We start from the raw sequence: 15,175 nt of genomic DNA on the forward strand, positions 1-15,175 counted from the left end.
GCGCGCCCGGACCGGGGATCAGTCGAACAGCGAGTCGATGTCGCTCTGGTCGACGTGGCCGGGATCGTGGTCGAGCTTCGGACCGTTCAGGAGCGAGCTCTCGTCGTCCAGGGAGGTCGGCACCGGCATGACGGTGATGAGCTCCTTGAAGCTGTCGAGTTCCGACCACGTGGCGATCAGCCGGTCGAGATGCTCCTCGATGAACTTCATCACGCCGACGATCTTGGTGATCCGCTGGCCGGTCAGGTCCTGGAAGTTGCAGGCCTCGTAGGCGGTGATCACGCGCTCGAGGATCACGTCGACGTGCTGCTTCAGCCCAGGCGGCAGCGTCGCGGCGTTGAGCATGCCGGCGTGGCTCTCGATCTCCTCGATCGCCCCGAGGAGCTGCGTCGTGGCGCGCTCCGTCGAATCGACCACGGCGTCGAGTTCGTCGGCCGCCCGGCGCATGCCCTTGCCGGTATTCTCCGTCCGATGCAGCGTCGCCAGCTCCGACTTGGTGCGGGTGATCGCCTCCTTCATCACGTCGAGTTCCGTGCGCATCGCGAGCGCTTCGTGCAGCTCGCGCCGGCACGACTCGATCGTCTCGCTGGCGCTCATCTGCGTGACGCGGCGCAAGTCCTGGATGGCGCTGAAGATTTCTTCGAGTCGCTCGTTCGAGGCGATCGAGCCCGGACCAGGCTGGGGGGCCGCGGGAATCCCGAGGCTGTCTTCGATGCGATAGCGCTTCTGGGTCATCGTCCGGGCGTGGGCGTTCGGGTTCCGTCGACGCAACTCTCTACCACATCGGTTAGCGGACTGTGACTGCCAAGCTTTTTCCGAGCGTTCCGGGCTCCTTCCCGAAGGCGCGGCGGGCTGCGATGAACGGTTAACCGGCGATTCACGCTGCCGCCGACGGGCCGGGGAGAGACCGCGGCCTCGGCGCGATTCACCACGTTCCTTCACCTGATTCGGTAAAATGCCGCGGGATCGTTCGCGGGCCGGGCGCTTGGGCGCCGGCTCGGGAGCATGCAACGATGCGGGGTTCGGTCCGATTGGGAATGGCGGCGGCCACGGCCGCTTTCGTGCTGTGCGGGCCTGCGCGCGCGCAACAGGCGCGCTACGCCGAGGGCGGCTACGGCGGCGGCCTGATCGAGTACCTCGTCACCGGAAGCGCCGGGGGCGGCGGCCGCGGCTGGCCGCAGCGCTCCGCGGCCCCGCAGCGGGCGGCGACGTCCCAGCGGGTCGCGGCCTATTCCGGGGAGCTGGTGCCGGCCGAACCGGAGGCCGCTCAGGCATACGGACAATCCTACGGACAGGCTTACGGTGCGGCTCAGCCCTACAGCGCGCCGCCCGCGGCCGCCTACGGAGCGTCCCAGGCGGATCCCGGCCGGATCGCCCGCGCGGTCGCGCCGGAATTCCAGCGCCAGGAGGTCCCGTTCGCGGGGCCGCAGAAGCCCGGGACGATCGTCATCGACACCGCCGGCAAGCATCTCTACCTCGTGCAGGCCGGCCAGCGCGCCCTCCGCTACGGGATCGGCGTCGGCCGTCCCGGCTTCGCCTGGAGCGGTCTCAAGACCGTCAGCCGCAAGGCGGAGTGGCCGGACTGGACACCGCCGGCAGAGATGCTCGCCCGCCGGCCCGACCTGCCACGCCACATGGCCGGCGGGCCGGAGAATCCCCTCGGGGCGCGGGCCCTGTATCTCGGCTCCTCGCTCTACCGGATCCACGGCACCAATGAGCCCAACACGATCGGTCAGTCGGTCTCGTCGGGCTGCATCCGGATGATGAACGACGACGTCGTCGACCTCTACGACCGCGTGCCGGTGGGAACGCGCGTCGAAGTCCTGTGAGCGCCTGACGTCGTCGGCATCACGCAGGCTGACCCTTCGGATACGGAAAGGCCCGGCCGCGCCTGACGCGACCGGGCCTCTTTCTTTGGGGGGCTGACGCCGGGGCTGGACGATCAGGTCCAGTCGCTGTCGTCGCCGCCGCCCAGGTCGCCGCCGAAATCGCCACCCGGATCGCTGTAGTTCGCGTCCTGGAAGCTACCCAGGTCGCCGCCGCTGTTGTCCAGGGCGGCTCCGAGATCCTGGTTGCCACCGTCGCCGTAGTAGTTGTTGACCACGGTCTCGCCGGCACCGCCGCCCAGGCCGGCGGCCGCAGCGCTGCCGAGGCTCGAATGGCCGCCCGCGAAGGCGTTCGACAGGGCGCTGCCCAGGAGCATGCCACCGGCCGCGCCCGCCGCCATGGGGAGCGCCGTCGCCATGAAGCCGCCGCCGCGGGCCGGCGCCTGCGGCTGACCGCCCCACGGGCCGCCCTGCTGGGGATAGCCGCCCTGCTGGGGATAGCCCCCCTGCTGCGGGTAGCCTTGCTGGGGATAGCCCTGCGGGGGCGCGCCGCCCTGATTGCCCCAGGGTTGTCCGGCGGGACGCTGCTGTGCGTAGCCGGGCTGCGGCTCCTGGCGCTGGCTGCCGCCGCCGAAGATGCTCGACAGGAAGCCGCCGCCGCCCGAGGGCTGCGCAGAGGCCGCCTGGCTGCGCGCCTGCTCCAGCTGCTGGTTCAGGCTCTTGATCGCCTCTTCCTGGACGTAGATCAGCTGCGCCATCGCGTAGGGCGCGTAGGGCTGGGCGCGGATCTTGTCGGCGATGAAGCGCTCCGCCTCCGCGTCGCGGGGCTGGGTCTGCGCCTGCTCCAGCCGCTGGAAGATGCCCGAAATGACGTCGCGTTCTTCGCTGTTCATGGAGTCGTCCTCCTCGAATCTCACCCGCGGGCCCGAACGCGCCGCATGGCAGACACGACATGGGTGCGCGGCGACGCTTTGTCAGGGGGATTGCGAAAACTTCATCCGCCGACTGCGAAAAACGAGAAGCCCGACCTTTCGGCCGGGCTTCCCAAAGACGGATCCCGAACGCGGCCGTAGCCGCGCCGTCGCGCAATCCTAGAAGGTGCCGAACTTGTAGTTCAGACCGGCGCGGACGACGGCGAACTCGTCGGAGCGGCGGCCGACGCCGCTGTAGACGACGGGGAAGTTGTTGGCGGCGTTGACGACGAGCGCGCCCTGGTTGCGGGTGCCGCGGTCGAGGTTGACGTACAGGCCTTCGACCTTGAGCGTCACGGCCGACGAGCGGAAGAAGTTCAGGAAGGAGTCGGTGGGCAGGGCATACTCGATGCCGCCGCCGGCGGCCCAGCCGGTGCGGAAGCTGTCGTTGCCGGCATAGCCGCCGAAGGAGCGGTCGGCGCTGCCCGAGCCGTAGGCGAAGCCGCCGGTGCCGTAGATCAGGGTGCGGTCGAAGGCGTAGCCGAGGCGACCGCGGACGGTGCCGAAGAAGTCGAGGCTGGAGAGGCCGCGCGGGTCGGTGACGTAGTAGCCGGGGGCCAGCGCACCGGAGATGAAGGCGTTGTTCCGGCTGCGGCCGAAGTCGAGGTACTGGGCGTCGGCCTCGACGCCGATGACGATGCCGGAGCCGGGCGTGAACTGGTAGTTGTAGCCGACCTGGCCACCGCCGGAGAAGCCGTCCTGGCTGCGGTTGCGGAAGGTGGCGACGGTGCCGGGGGCGGCGTAGGGGAAGGGCACGCCGAAGCTGGAACCGGTGTTGCGGTCGCTGGCGTCGAAGGCGTAGCCGGCGTTGATACCGAAATAGGCGCCGGTCCAGGTGAAGACCGGGACGGGGGTGAAGATCGGCGGCGGGGCGGCGCGGCGCGGCAGGTCGGCGGCGAAGGCCGAGCCGGCGAAGGCGACGCCCGCGAGGGCCGTGGTCACACGGAGCAGGGATTTCATGATCTGGTCCTCACTGGTGGTCCGCCCCGACCGTGGCCGGACGGGGGCGTAACCGGATCTGGCTGCGTTCCAGCGGTTCCAGGGCTGCTTTGCGCTCCGCGGTGTCGCCGACCGCATTCGCGGCCCCTTATGGCAACCCGCCGTTTATCCCCGGCACCTTGACCCCCCAACGCGGGCGAATGGCCAAGGTTCATTCACGGCTACGCTTTTTTCTCACCCGTGCATCGACAAAGTGTCGCACCCCTGGTGTCCGATGGCGGACCGCGCCGTCAGGGGACGAGCGTCACGGCGGAGATGAGGCGGCCGTAATCGGCCTCGCCGCGATGCGTGGTCCGCCGATAGCTGTAGAACCGCTCCGGATCCGCGTAGGTGCAGAGGTTGAGCGCGCTGGCTTCCCCGACCTCGGCCTCGGCGAGCCGGGCCAGGATGAAGCCCGGCAGGTCGAACTGCGCGTGTCCGGGCCGCGTGCCGGCCGCGAGGAAGCGCTCCATGCCGGGGGCGTCGGACCGGAACCGGGTGATGAAGTCCGGGCCGACCTCGTAGGAAGCCTGCCCGATCGTCGGGCCCAGCACGGCGACGATCCGCTGCCGCCGCGCGCCGAGCGCCTCCATCGCCGCCACCGTCGCGCCGATCACGCCGGTGAGGGCGCCCTTCCAGCCGGCATGGGCGGCGCCGACGACCCCGTTCTCGGGATCCGCGAACAGGATCGGCCCGCAATCCGCCGTGGCGATACCGAGCGCCAGGCCCGGCACCCGCGTCACCATGGCGTCGGCCTTGGGCCGCTCCGCCGCCGCGAAGGGCGCTTCGACGGTGACGACATCGGCCGAGTGGACCTGGTACAGGCTGACGAGCCGATCCGGCGGCAGGCCGAGCCGGCCGCACATCCGCGCCCGGTTCTCGGCGACGCGCTTCGGCACGTCCTGGGAGCCGAGCCCACCGTTGAGCGACGCGTAGAGGCCGTCCGAAACCCCGCCGACGCGGGTGAAGAAGGCGTGGCGCACGCCCGCATGCGCGGAGAGTTCCGGCGCCTCGATGATCATGCCTGCGGTCACGGTCGGCCTCGCGGTTGCTCGTATCGCGCCCCGATAGCGCAAGGGCGGACCCTTGACGATGTCGTTCAACCGTCAGATTCTTGCTGCATTGCAGTATGGAGCCGATCCGGCTCCGCCTTGAGAAGGATCGCAATGTCACGAGGGATCGAGACCGACGTCCTGCCCGAGACGCCCGAGGCTGAAGAGCCCCGGATCCCGAGCGCGCCCGCCCACCCCGTCACGGGAGAGCCCGCCGCCTTCGACCCGACCGACCTCAACCCGCCTGCACCGCCGACACCGCGGCCGTCCACCCAGACGGATTCCGGCTTCGGCTCCTTCGGCTGACCGAATCCGGCCCCCTGCGGGGCCGAGGATCGGCCCGGCGGCTCAGGCCGCCGGAAATCCCGGGAGCGGTCCGAGGGCCGGGCCGCTCACCGCCATCACCTTGAACAGGCTGCCCATCCCGCCCCGGCTCGGATCCGTGAGGCGGGTGATTGCCGCGTCGATCGCGGCGGATTGCGCCGCATTGGCCCGGGCCTTCAGACGTTCGGCACGGGCGCCGAGGCCGAGGGCGGCCAGGAAGTCGCCCTGGTCCACCGGCCCTTGGATCGCCGCGCCCTCGGCCTGCGCCGCCTTCGCGTGGGCGGCGAAATCGACATGATGCGTCAGATCCGCCTCGCCGGGCGCGGCCAGTGGATCGGCGAAGCGATGCCCCGACAGGGCCTGGAGGGTGTCGCCGAAGCCCGGTCGGACATGGCCGTAATCGATGGCCAGCAGGGTGCCCCCCTGGGTGCACAGACGCCGCGCCAAGCTGCGCATCAGCGCGAGCCCGGCCGTCGGCACGCTCATGAGCGCCCCGTCCGGGCCGTCCGCGTCGAGGCCGGGGGTCGGCTCCGGCGACAGCCCGAAGGCGAGGCCGCCCTGCGGATCGAGGCCGACCTGCCGCTCGTGCCAGCCCGTCGGCCGGCGCTCGAACTGGCGCACCGGCAGGCAGTCGAAGAACTCGTTCGCCAGGATGATCGCGGGACCCGGAGGCAGCGACTCGATGTCGGCGTGCCACGCCGCGCCGGTCCCGGCAAGGAGGCGTTCCTGCGCGGCCCGCAGGACCGGGCTGGTCTCCACCAGTTGCGGCGCCACGCGCATTCCCGGGCGCGCCGCCCGCAACGCCCGCAGCGCGTCCGCCATCAGCGTGCCGCGGCCGGGCCCCAGCTCCACCAGAACCAGGGGATCGGGTCGTTCCATCAGCTCGTGGACATAGGCGCTCCAGGCACCGATCAGCTCGCCGAACATCTGGCTGATCTCGGGCGCGGTGGTGAAGTCGCCCCGGGCGCCCAGAGGGTCGCGGGTGCGGTAGTAGCCGTGGACCGGATGGCCGAGGCACAGGGCCATGTAGCGATCGACGCCGATCGGCCCGTTCTGGCGGATCAGCGCCGCGATCTCGGCTCCGAGGGGGCTCACGCCTCGACGGCCGCCTTGCGGTCCGCCTCGGCGGCGGGTGTCGCCACCGGATGGCGCGGACGCGTCCGGCCGGTCCCGGCCAGCACGATGTAGGTGAGGCCGACGACCATCATCGGCACGCACAGCAGCATGCCCATGGTCACGCCGCCGCCCATCGGACCGAAATGGTCGCCGAACAGGAAGCCGAGCTGGCGGTCCGGCTCGCGGAAGAACTCGCAGAAGGTCCGCGCCAGGGCGTAGCCGAGGACGAAGATGCCGCCGAGGAGGCCGGGCTTGCGGAAGCCGAACCGGCGGACGCTCACCGCCATCACGATGAACAGCAGCAGACCTTCTGTGGCGGCCTCGTAGAGCTGGCTCGGATGGCGGGGCACGGGCCCGCCGCTGGGGAACACGATGGCGTAGGGGAAGTCCGGCGCCACGCGGCCCCAGAGTTCGCCGTTCACGAAATTGGCGATCCGGCCGAAGAACAGGCCGATCGGCACGACCACCGCGCCGATATCGAGGAGCGTGTAGCCGTTAAGGCCCTTGCCGCGCGCGAACAGCAGGAAGGCCAGGATCGCCCCGATGAAGCCGCCGTGGAACGACATGCCGCCGTTGCGGATCGCCAGGATCTCCATCGGATCGGCGATGTACATTGGGAGATTGTAGAACAGCACGTAGCCGATCCGGCCGCCGAGCACGACGCCGAGCGCCACCCAGACGACGAGGTCGTCGATGTCGACGACCTGCGGGCGCTTCACCACGCCCCAGAGGCTGTCGGCCATGACGAGGCGGCGCGCGTAGTACCACCCGCCGATCAGGCCGGCGATGTAGGCGAGGGCGTACCATTTGATCGTGATCGGCCCGATCGCGAGCGCCACAGGATCGATGGCCGGAAAGGGCAGGGCGAGGAACGGCATCAGTCTCACCTCCGGGGCGGCCGGATTGGACGCCGGAGGGGCGACGCGTCAAGCCCGGCGGAGGATCACCAGATCCGCTCCACGATACCGTCGAAGACGGTGTCTGCGGAGATCAGCGGATACGCGTAGTGGAGTGCGGTGGCGGCGAGGAGGCGGTCGAACGGATCACGATGGTGCCAGTCCATCGTGCCACCGGTGAGGCAGATGGCGGGCAGCAAGTCGGCGACCCGGCCGCCTTGCTGATCGAGGAGAGCGACGAGCTGATCGACATACGCGGCCATCTGGGGCCATTTTCCGAGACGCACCTTCTGCGCGATCTCGAAGAACGAGATGGGACTGACTTCAACCGATCCCGCGCCGGTGATCGCCGCCCGCGCGCGGGCCGATAGCCTCGGATCGTCGGTCAGGCTCCATGCCCAAGTATGCGTATCGAGGAGAACGGCGGTCAAAGATCGCCTTCCCAGAGCGCGATCTCGTCCTCAGGGATCGGTTCGAGCCAATCCGGTCCTCGCCCCAGGGCAAGCGGAGGCAGAATGCCGACGCGGAACGAAGACGTCGTAATGGGAACGATGCGGGCTACGGGCCGGTCTGCCTGGGAAAGGATCACGTCCTCGCCCTGTGCGGCGGCTTCGATAAGTTGCGGAAGGCGGCCTCCGGCAGCCTCGACGCTGATGCGCATGATGGCGCTCGCTCACGGAATCTACGAATAGAGCCTACCTGCTCCACGATGGCGAGCAAGTCGGCGCTGCGTCCTCAATTCCGGAGGAACAGGAAACCGTGGCCGCCCGGCCCGCTACAGTAGGCCGCCGTGCGATCGGCGGAGATTCGCAAGCGCGGGCTTTCCGGACGGTCCGTCGCGAACAGGCGATCTAAATCAGTCGCTCCAAAAACATAGCGGGTCGCGGCCCGGTCGGCGGGCCCGAAGACGAGCCGCCGTTCGGTGGCGGGCACGCGATAATGCAGCAGTTCCACGTGCGGCGCCGGCTCCGGCGGTTCCAGCGCCAGCACATCGACCTGCGGATCGTCCAGGCCATCGAGGCGTGCCTGTTCCGGGCCCTGATTCAGGCCGCGTTCCGCCAGCGTGAGACCGAGGGGGCCGGTCAGGAAGGCCAGGGTCGCCCCAAGATCGGTGACGGTGATCGCCGAGTGATCGATCCCCAGAAACAGCCCCGGCGCCTCGCGCCAGCGGTCGGCCGGGGGGCCGCCGGGAAAGACGATCAGCTCCAGCGGGTGCCCGTCGGGGTCACGGAACTTGTAGGCGGTCACGCCCCCCGTGGATTCCGGCAGGCGCTGGGGACCGCCGCGGCTGATGGGAAGCGGGGATAGCGGCGCGAGCTGCGCCATCGCGGCCGCCATGTCGCGGACCGGGATCGCGAGATGCTGGAAGAACGGGTCGGTCGCCGCCGGATCGGCCGGGTAGGGCGCACCGGGCGGATCCACCGTGAGGAAGGTGACGGTCTGCGCGCCGAGCCGCATGCGCAGCTGCGTCGCGCGCCTGTCCCCGAGTCCCATCGCTTCCGCCTGCGCGGGGGGCAGGGGTTCCGGCGGCGCGATCCGCGCGAAGCCGAGCCCGTCCCGATAGAAGGCTTCCGTGACGGCGAGGTCCGCGACGGTGCGGCCGAACCCGATGAGCGCCCGCACCCCGCTCACAGGAGAGGAGCCCCCCGCACGTTCACGTAGATCGCGTAGAGCGCCTGCGAGGCGCAGAGGAAGAGGCGGCTGTTGTTGCGGCCGCCGAAGGTCAGGTTGGCGACCGTCGCGGGCACGCGGATCTTGCCGACCAGCTCGCCGCCCGGGTCGATGCAGTGGACCCCGTCCCCGGCGCTCGACCAGAGATTGCCATGCTCGTCGCAGCGGATCCCATCGGCATTGCCCGGTGCGATCGTGCAGAAGACGGCGCCCCCGGACAGGCCGCCGTCTTCGCCGACGTCGAACACGCGGACGTGCTGGAGCGGGTCGGTGTCGAACTGGAGGCCAGTCTCGACGATGTAGAGCCTGCGCTCGTCGTGCGAGAAGCACAGCCCGTTCGGCCCCTGGAAATCGTCGGCCACCACCCGCAGCGAGCCGTCGCGCGGGTCGAACCGGTAGACTGCGGCGGGCAGCTCGGAATCCTGCTTGCCGCCTTCGTAGTCGGTCTGGATGCCGTAGGGCGGATCCGAGAACCAGATCGTCCCGTCCGACTTGCAGACGATGTCGTTGGGCGAGTTCAGCCGCCGCCCCCGGTAGCGCTCCACGAGGCTGGTGATGCTTCCGTCGAGTTCGGAGCGGTGGATGCGCCGGCCGCGATGCGAGCAGGACAGCATCCGTCCCTGGCGATCGCGGGCATGGCCGTTCTCGAAGTCGCTCGCCGCCCGGTAGACGCTCAGGCCGGCAGAGTCGGACCAGCGCATCACCCGGTTGTTCGGGAGATCCGAGAACAGCAGCTCGTCGCGGTCGCCGAACCAGACCGGACCCTCCGTCCAGCGGAACCCCTCGGCGAGCTTCTCCAGCGGCGCGTTCGGCAGGATGTAGGCCTTGAAGCGCGGCTGCGTGAGGTCGAAGCCCTCCATCAGACCGGGCCTACTTGAAGCGGCCGGGCTGATTGACGGTCGGCTCGACCTGCAGGCCGGTCACGATCATGGTGCAGGGCTCGTCGCCCACCGTGCCGGACAGGTGGCCCTTCTTGCCGTCCCGCGCCTTCGTGTTCTGGTCCTCGCCCATCATCAGCTCGCCCGGGCCCATCTCGACCCGGTGGCCGTCCATGGTCTCGACGAACCAGCGCCCCGAGAGGATGGCGATCCATTGCGGCCGCGGATTCTCGTGCCACTCGCCCACCCACCCGACCGGCAGGACCGTGAAGGTCACGACCGACGGGGCCGGATCCATCTTGTCGTTCCACTGCGGCGCGGTCTCGGGGTTGATCCCCTCGAACTTGAACCGCTCGAGATGGAACAGCTCCTGGCGGCTCACCCCCTCCGCATCGGTGTAGACGTGCCAGTACGGCATCTTCGGAGGGGTCTGCTCGCTCATCGTCGCTCCTGCCGCGGCGGGACACTTGTTGTCCCACAACGGCCGGGCTTGGCGATGGTTCGCGCGCGGATGTCGGCGATCGGGACGGCCGACGTGCCGTCCCGAGGCCGGACCCGCCAGCGGCCCGCGCCGTCACATCTGCTCGGGGATCCGATCCGTCTGCGCGAGGTTCGAGAACCGGGTGATGTTGGCGTCGAATTGCAGCTCCACCGTGCCGGTCGGGCCGTGACGCTGCTTGCCGAGGATGACCTCGGCCTTGCCGTGGACGCGCTGCATCTCGGCCTCCCAGGCGAAGAACTCTTCGGTCCCTTCGCGGGGCTTCTTGTTGCCGACGTAGTATTCCTCACGGAACACGAACATCACCACGTCGGCGTCCTGCTCGATCGAGCCCGATTCGCGCAGGTCGGCGAGCTGCGGGCGCTTGTCGTCGCGGTTCTCCACCTGACGCGAGAGCTGCGACAGGCCGATGATCGGCACCGCCAGTTCCTTGGCGAGCGCCTTCATGCCCGTGGTGATCTCGGTCATCTCCTGCACGCGGTTGTCGCTGCGCTTGCCGGAGCCCGACAACAGCTGGAGATAATCGACGATCAGCAGATCCAGCCCCTTCTGGCGCTTCAGGCGCCGGGCCCGGGCGGCGAGCTGGGCGATCGAGATGCCGCCGCTCTGGTCGATGTAGAACGGGATCGTCTGCATGTCGCGGGCGGCATCGGTGATCTTGTAGAAATCTTCCGGCCGGATGTCGCCGCGGCGGATCTTATAGGAAGGGACGCCCGACTGCTCGGCGATGATACGGGTGGCGAGCTGCTCGGCCGACATTTCGAGGGAGAAGAACCCGACGATCCCGCCATTCACGGTCTTGGTCGTGCCGTCCGCCTGCTTCTCGCCGCGATAGGCCTTGGCGATGTTGAAGGCGATGTTGGTCACCAGCGAGGTCTTGCCCATGGCCGGGCGGCCCGCAAGAATGATCAGGTCGGAGGGCTGGAGGCCGCCCATCTTGGCGTCGAGATCGCTGAGGCCCGTGGCGATGCCGGAGAGCTTGCCCTCGCGCTGATAGGCCTTGGCGGCCATGTCGACCGCAGCGGTCAGCGCGTCGGAGAACTTCTGGAAGCCGCCGTCGTAGCGTCCGGCCTCGGCCAGTTCGTAGAGCCGCCGCTCGGTTTCCTCGATTTGGTCGCGCGGCGCCTGCTCCACGGGCGCCTCGTAGGCGCCGTTCACCAGATCCTCGCCGATGGTGATCAGCCGGCGGCGGATGGCGAGGTCGTAGATCGTGCGGCCGTACTCGCCGGCATTGATCACCGTGGTGGCGTCGGCGGCGAGCCGGGCGAGGTATTGCATCACCGTCTGGCCGCCGAAATCGGCGTCGCCCAGATAGGTCTTCATGGTGATGGGCGTGGCGAGCTTGCCCGCCTTGATCAGGGATGCCGCCACCGTGAAGATCTGCTGGTGGGCATCCTCCATGAAGTGCTCGGCCAGCAGGAAGTCCGACACCCGGTAATAGGCGTCGTTGTTCACCAGGATAGCGCCCAGCAGCGCCTGCTCCGCGTCGATGTTGTGCGGGGCGACGCGGTACTCGGCCTGGACCGTTTCGAGCTTGGCCGTGAGCGCATTGGGCAGGGCCATCGGCGGACGACTCCGTATCAGGCGCCGCGGCGGGCGCGCCAGGATCACACCGCACGACCTTGGCCTCGGTATGGTTACCGAAGCTTAGCCGACGGCCGGTTCTCCCGGGCCGGGGCGCGGAAAAGCGGACGCCCGCCGACTCTCGCGAGCGGCGGGCGTCCATGCTGGAACAAAACTGGAACGTGTCAAGTCTCGGGGGCAATCGTCCCCAGTGTTCACCGGTATACAGGGCTGGGGACGGTTCCCAGCCGAGCCCGAACGCGGCGCGTCCGGCGCCCGGCGCCCGGCCTAGGGCGTGGCCCGGTCCGATACCCGGCCCGCCATGTCCCGCACGCCCGACCGGCCCCGAAGCCGGTCGGATTATCTGCGGAAGAAATCAGCCGCGGTCGTCGGCACCCTCGCCGGCATCGGCCAGCGCCATGCCGACCTCGAGACCCAGGTCGTCGAGGTTGAACGCCTCGCGCTCGGTGACCGACTCGCCGCGGGCCTGACGCTCGGCCTCCTCGGGGCTGCGGGCGACGTTGACGGTGATCTCGACCTCGACCTCGGGGTGCAGCACCACCGGGACCTTATGGAGACCCAGGGTCTTGATCGGCTGGTTCAGGGTGAACTGGCCGCGGTCGACCGTGAAGCCCTCCTTCGAGACGACCTCGGCGAGGTCGCGGGTCGAGACGGAGCCGTAGAGCACGCCGGTCTCGCCCGACTGGCGGATCAGGACGAAGCTCTGGCCGTTCAGCTTCTCGGCGACGGCCTCGGCGTCCTTCTTGCGGTCGAGGTTGCGGGCCTCGAGCTGGGCGCGCTGGGCCTCGAAATGCTTCTTGTTGGCTTCCGTCGCGCGCAGAGCCTTGCCGCGGGCGAGCAGGAAGTTGCGGGCGAAGCCCGGGCGGACATTCACGGTCTCGCCCATCTGGCCAAGCTTGGCCACGCGCTCGAGCAGGATCACTTCCATGGTCTTTCTCCTTCAGGTGGTCGGCCGCTGAGGCCGGGGTCTCACGGCGCCGGGCTGTCCTTGGGACGCCGGCGGTCGAGGGCTGTATCGGCGAGGCCGAACAGGGTGAGGGCGACCAGGGCGATACCCTGGGTCACGAACAGGATCAGATACATGCCGAACAGCATCAGCCCGCGTCCGGGCCGGCCGCGGGAACGGTCGTGGAAGGCGGCGAGTCCCTGAAGGGCGAAGGCCGCGCTGAAGGCTCCGACCAGCGCGACGCCGAAGACGCCGACATAGCCGGGGGCGAAGCACATCGCGACGGCGGCCGCGAGCGCCGCGAGCGTCGAGCGCGGCATCGTGGTGGAGGGGATGTCCGGCCAGGGCCGCGGCAGGCGGCCCGAGATCTTCACGATCCGGGCCGAGGCCCAGAGATAGAAGGCCAGCAGTAGCGCGAGACCGTTCGCCGCCAAGGCCGGTACCACCCGGGCGAGGGCATCCGCGACCTCAGTCCGCGTCACGTCGGCCTGATCGTCACCGGTCTGCGGCGCCGGCTCGGGCGCGGCCGCCGCGTCCTGTCCGCCCGCGTCCTGTCCGGCCGTGCCTTGGCCGGCGGCGTCTTGGCCGGCGGCGTCGGAGCCGGTCGACGGCGCACCGGCGCGTCGGGTTTCGGCAGGGCTGCGGGTTGCAGGCATGCGCGTCTGCACCAGCGTCTGGGCGAGCCCGCGCAGCTGCGCATCGAAGGCCGCGTGATTCGGCGAGGACAGGACCGCGATGGCGATGAAGGCGAGGGCGGCCGTGGCGGCGATCCAGCCGAGCAGGCGGCCGGTCGGGTACCATTCAAGGCCGGCTTGCGTCTCGCGCCCGAGGAGCGTGAGGTAGGCGAGCCACCAGGCGGGGAGGGCGATGTAGGCCGCGAAGGCGAGCCCCATGAACGGGGCGATCACGAGGATCAGCACGAGGCTGCCGGTGGCCGCCGCCACGAGGGCGGCCTTATGGCTCCAGCCGAGGCCGACGATCAGGATCGGCAGCGGTGCCACGAGGTAGAGCAGGATCGCGAGGGGGGTCGCCTTCAGAAGCACCCCGAACAGGAGTGCCGAGACGAGGCCCGCGCCGATACCGATGCCGATATGCTGTGCCATGAATTCCGCTGTCCCGCTGCCGGTGCGGCAGGGTTAGAGGCACGGATACGCCCCAACGATCGGGCGGCGCGCGCCGCCCTCTGTGAGGACCGGCCCGGGCGAGAGCCGGGCCGGTCGGTTCGGTGACCTACTTGATCACGTAGGGCAGCAGGCCGAGGAAGCGGGCACGCTTGATCGCCTGGGCGAGCTCGCGCTGCTTCTTGGCCGAGACCGCGGTGATCCGCGACGGGACGATCTTGCCGCGCTCCGACACGTAGCGGGAGAGGAGCTTGACGTCCTTGTAGTCGATCTTCGGCGCGTTCGCGCCGGAGAACGGGCAGGTCTTGCGACGACGGAAGAAGGGACGGCGTCCGCCGCCTGCACCAGCACCGAAAGCCATGGGTTAGCCCTCCCCGCCGAAGCTGCGCTCGCCGCGGTCACCGCGATCGCCGCGGTCACCCCGGTCGCCGCCGAAGCCGCCACCACCGAAGCCCTCGTCATCCCGACGACGGCCGCGCTCGCGATCCTTGCGGTCGTCGCGGTCGCGCTTCTGCATCATGGCGGACGGCTCGGAATCGAGCTCCTCGACCCGGATGGTCATGAAGCGCAGCACGTCCTCGGAGATCTGCATCTGGCGCTCCATCTCGGCGATGGCGGCCGGCGGGGCGTCGATGTTGAGGAGCGCGAAATGCGCCTTGCGGTTCTTCTTGATCCGGTAGGCGAGGGACTTCACGCCCCACATCTCGATCTTCTCGAGACGGCCACCGTTCTGCTCGATCACACCCTTGTAGGTGTCGATCATCGTCTCGACCTGCTGGGACGTCACGTCCTGGCGGGCCAAGAGCACATGCTCGTAGAGAGGCATATCGGGCCTTTCATCGTCAAAAGGAGCCCGGCCGCCGGAGGGCGGCTGAGTCGGGCCGGTTCATCTCGCGAGACGCTCGGCGCCAAGCCCTTCGAGCCGATTTGCAGGCCCGAGCGGTTGATCGAAGGCGGAGACACCGGACGACGGGATCCGACAAGATCCCTATGCCGCAAGCAGCATTGTCCGTTCAGCCCCCGGCCGGAGCGAACGCGAGGGGCGGCGCATAGTCGGTTTTTGCCGCTCTGGCAAGTTCGCCGCGCGCTTCAGGCATCCCGGTGCGGCGCCGAAGCGGGCTTCGGAGCTGGCGCGCCACGCTGCCGGGCTCTTGGCAAGGCTCGTGCCGGAGGCCGCGCGGGGGCAGCGCCGTCCGGGCCTGATTCTGCGAGCGGACGGCGGGGCGGCCACGATCGGTCTCCGGATCCGTCGACGGGCACCGCGGCTTGCCGCTCGGGCGGTTCGATGACACAAGCGCGGCGCAGCTGGGGAT

Annotated in this window: 18 protein-coding genes; 2 read left to right on the forward strand and 16 right to left on the reverse strand. The window is 69.6% G+C overall.

The window, feature by feature from the left end:
• Nucleotides 1-18: 18 nt before the first annotated feature.
• The gene (locus MCBMB27_RS22960; protein WP_043382723.1) at nt 19-735 is read right to left on the reverse strand and encodes a protein phosphatase CheZ; all 717 of its coding nucleotides are present in this window, start codon (nt 733-735) and stop codon (nt 19-21) included.
• 278 nt (nt 736-1,013) lie between these two features.
• Here MCBMB27_RS22960 and MCBMB27_RS22965 point away from each other — a divergent pair, with 278 nt between their 5' ends.
• On the forward strand, nt 1,014-1,829 hold the full coding sequence (locus tag MCBMB27_RS22965; RefSeq protein WP_075381352.1) for a L,D-transpeptidase: 816 nt from the start codon (nt 1,014-1,016) through the stop codon (nt 1,827-1,829).
• Between the two features lie 113 nt (nt 1,830-1,942).
• Here the strand turns inward: MCBMB27_RS22965 and MCBMB27_RS22970 are convergent, their stop codons facing one another.
• From MCBMB27_RS22970 to pgeF, 3 genes are all read right to left on the reverse strand, one after another.
• Nucleotides 1,943-2,719: a DUF2076 domain-containing protein gene (locus MCBMB27_RS22970; RefSeq protein ID WP_043346900.1), complete on the reverse strand. Its 777-nt coding sequence runs from the start codon at nt 2,717-2,719 to the stop codon at nt 1,943-1,945.
• 198 nt (nt 2,720-2,917) lie between these two features.
• A complete protein-coding gene (locus tag MCBMB27_RS22975; protein WP_043346898.1) occupies nt 2,918-3,757 on the reverse strand; it encodes an outer membrane protein in 840 nt (279 codons plus the stop codon).
• Between the two features lie 269 nt (nt 3,758-4,026).
• The gene (pgeF, locus tag MCBMB27_RS22980; protein ID WP_075381353.1) at nt 4,027-4,797 is read right to left on the reverse strand and encodes a peptidoglycan editing factor PgeF; all 771 of its coding nucleotides are present in this window, start codon (nt 4,795-4,797) and stop codon (nt 4,027-4,029) included.
• A gap of 144 nt (nt 4,798-4,941) precedes the next feature.
• Here pgeF and MCBMB27_RS22985 point away from each other — a divergent pair, with 144 nt between their 5' ends.
• Entirely contained in the window at nt 4,942-5,133 is a 192-nt protein-coding gene (locus MCBMB27_RS22985) for a hypothetical protein (protein ID WP_043346894.1), read from the forward strand.
• A 42-nt stretch (nt 5,134-5,175) separates the two neighbouring features.
• On the opposite strand, the gene MCBMB27_RS22990 is transcribed toward MCBMB27_RS22985, so the two are convergent.
• From MCBMB27_RS22990 to rpsF, 12 genes are all read right to left on the reverse strand, one after another.
• Nucleotides 5,176-6,246: a class I SAM-dependent methyltransferase gene (locus tag MCBMB27_RS22990; RefSeq protein WP_075381354.1), complete on the reverse strand. Its 1,071-nt coding sequence runs from the start codon at nt 6,244-6,246 to the stop codon at nt 5,176-5,178.
• Nucleotides 6,243-7,145, reverse strand: a complete 903-nt coding sequence (gene lgt, locus MCBMB27_RS22995; protein WP_374701296.1) for a prolipoprotein diacylglyceryl transferase — start codon at nt 7,143-7,145, stop codon at nt 6,243-6,245. The genes MCBMB27_RS22990 and lgt overlap by 4 nt, the downstream gene beginning before the upstream one ends.
• 65 nt (nt 7,146-7,210) lie before the next feature.
• On the reverse strand, nt 7,211-7,594 hold the full coding sequence (locus MCBMB27_RS23000; protein WP_043346889.1) for a type II toxin-antitoxin system VapC family toxin: 384 nt from the start codon (nt 7,592-7,594) through the stop codon (nt 7,211-7,213).
• Nucleotides 7,591-7,824: a type II toxin-antitoxin system Phd/YefM family antitoxin gene (locus tag MCBMB27_RS23005; RefSeq protein WP_043346886.1), complete on the reverse strand. Its 234-nt coding sequence runs from the start codon at nt 7,822-7,824 to the stop codon at nt 7,591-7,593. The genes MCBMB27_RS23000 and MCBMB27_RS23005 overlap by 4 nt, the downstream gene beginning before the upstream one ends.
• 74 nt (nt 7,825-7,898) lie before the next feature.
• Complete coding sequence (locus MCBMB27_RS23010; protein WP_236952792.1) at nt 7,899-8,786, reverse strand: VOC family protein; 888 nt, start codon at nt 8,784-8,786, stop codon at nt 7,899-7,901.
• Nucleotides 8,787-8,791: 5 nt separating this feature from the next.
• Nucleotides 8,792-9,694, reverse strand: a complete 903-nt coding sequence (locus MCBMB27_RS23015) for an SMP-30/gluconolactonase/LRE family protein (RefSeq protein ID WP_075381356.1) — start codon at nt 9,692-9,694, stop codon at nt 8,792-8,794.
• Between the two features lie 10 nt (nt 9,695-9,704).
• Nucleotides 9,705-10,154 carry a cupin domain-containing protein gene (locus MCBMB27_RS23020; RefSeq protein ID WP_043346879.1) on the reverse strand — a complete coding sequence of 150 codons (450 nt, stop codon included), beginning with the start codon at nt 10,152-10,154 and terminating at the stop codon, nt 9,705-9,707.
• Between the two features lie 132 nt (nt 10,155-10,286).
• Nucleotides 10,287-11,774 (reverse strand): replicative DNA helicase, encoded by a 1,488-nt coding sequence (locus tag MCBMB27_RS23025; protein ID WP_043346877.1) that lies wholly within the window; start codon nt 11,772-11,774, stop codon nt 10,287-10,289.
• A gap of 376 nt (nt 11,775-12,150) precedes the next feature.
• Nucleotides 12,151-12,723: a 50S ribosomal protein L9 gene (gene rplI / locus MCBMB27_RS23030; protein WP_043346875.1), complete on the reverse strand. Its 573-nt coding sequence runs from the start codon at nt 12,721-12,723 to the stop codon at nt 12,151-12,153.
• A gap of 41 nt (nt 12,724-12,764) precedes the next feature.
• Complete coding sequence (locus MCBMB27_RS23035; RefSeq protein WP_075381357.1) at nt 12,765-13,844, reverse strand: DUF2232 domain-containing protein; 1,080 nt, start codon at nt 13,842-13,844, stop codon at nt 12,765-12,767.
• Between the two features lie 127 nt (nt 13,845-13,971).
• Nucleotides 13,972-14,223 (reverse strand): 30S ribosomal protein S18, encoded by a 252-nt coding sequence (gene rpsR / locus MCBMB27_RS23040; RefSeq protein ID WP_007561044.1) that lies wholly within the window; start codon nt 14,221-14,223, stop codon nt 13,972-13,974.
• A gap of 3 nt (nt 14,224-14,226) precedes the next feature.
• On the reverse strand, nt 14,227-14,688 hold the full coding sequence (gene rpsF, locus MCBMB27_RS23045) for a 30S ribosomal protein S6 (protein ID WP_020090632.1): 462 nt from the start codon (nt 14,686-14,688) through the stop codon (nt 14,227-14,229).
• Between the last annotated feature and the right edge of the window lie 487 nt (nt 14,689-15,175).

Origin of the sequence: Methylobacterium phyllosphaerae (assembly GCF_001936175.1) — a bacterium.
Taxonomy (GTDB): domain Bacteria; phylum Pseudomonadota; class Alphaproteobacteria; order Rhizobiales; family Beijerinckiaceae; genus Methylobacterium; species Methylobacterium fujisawaense.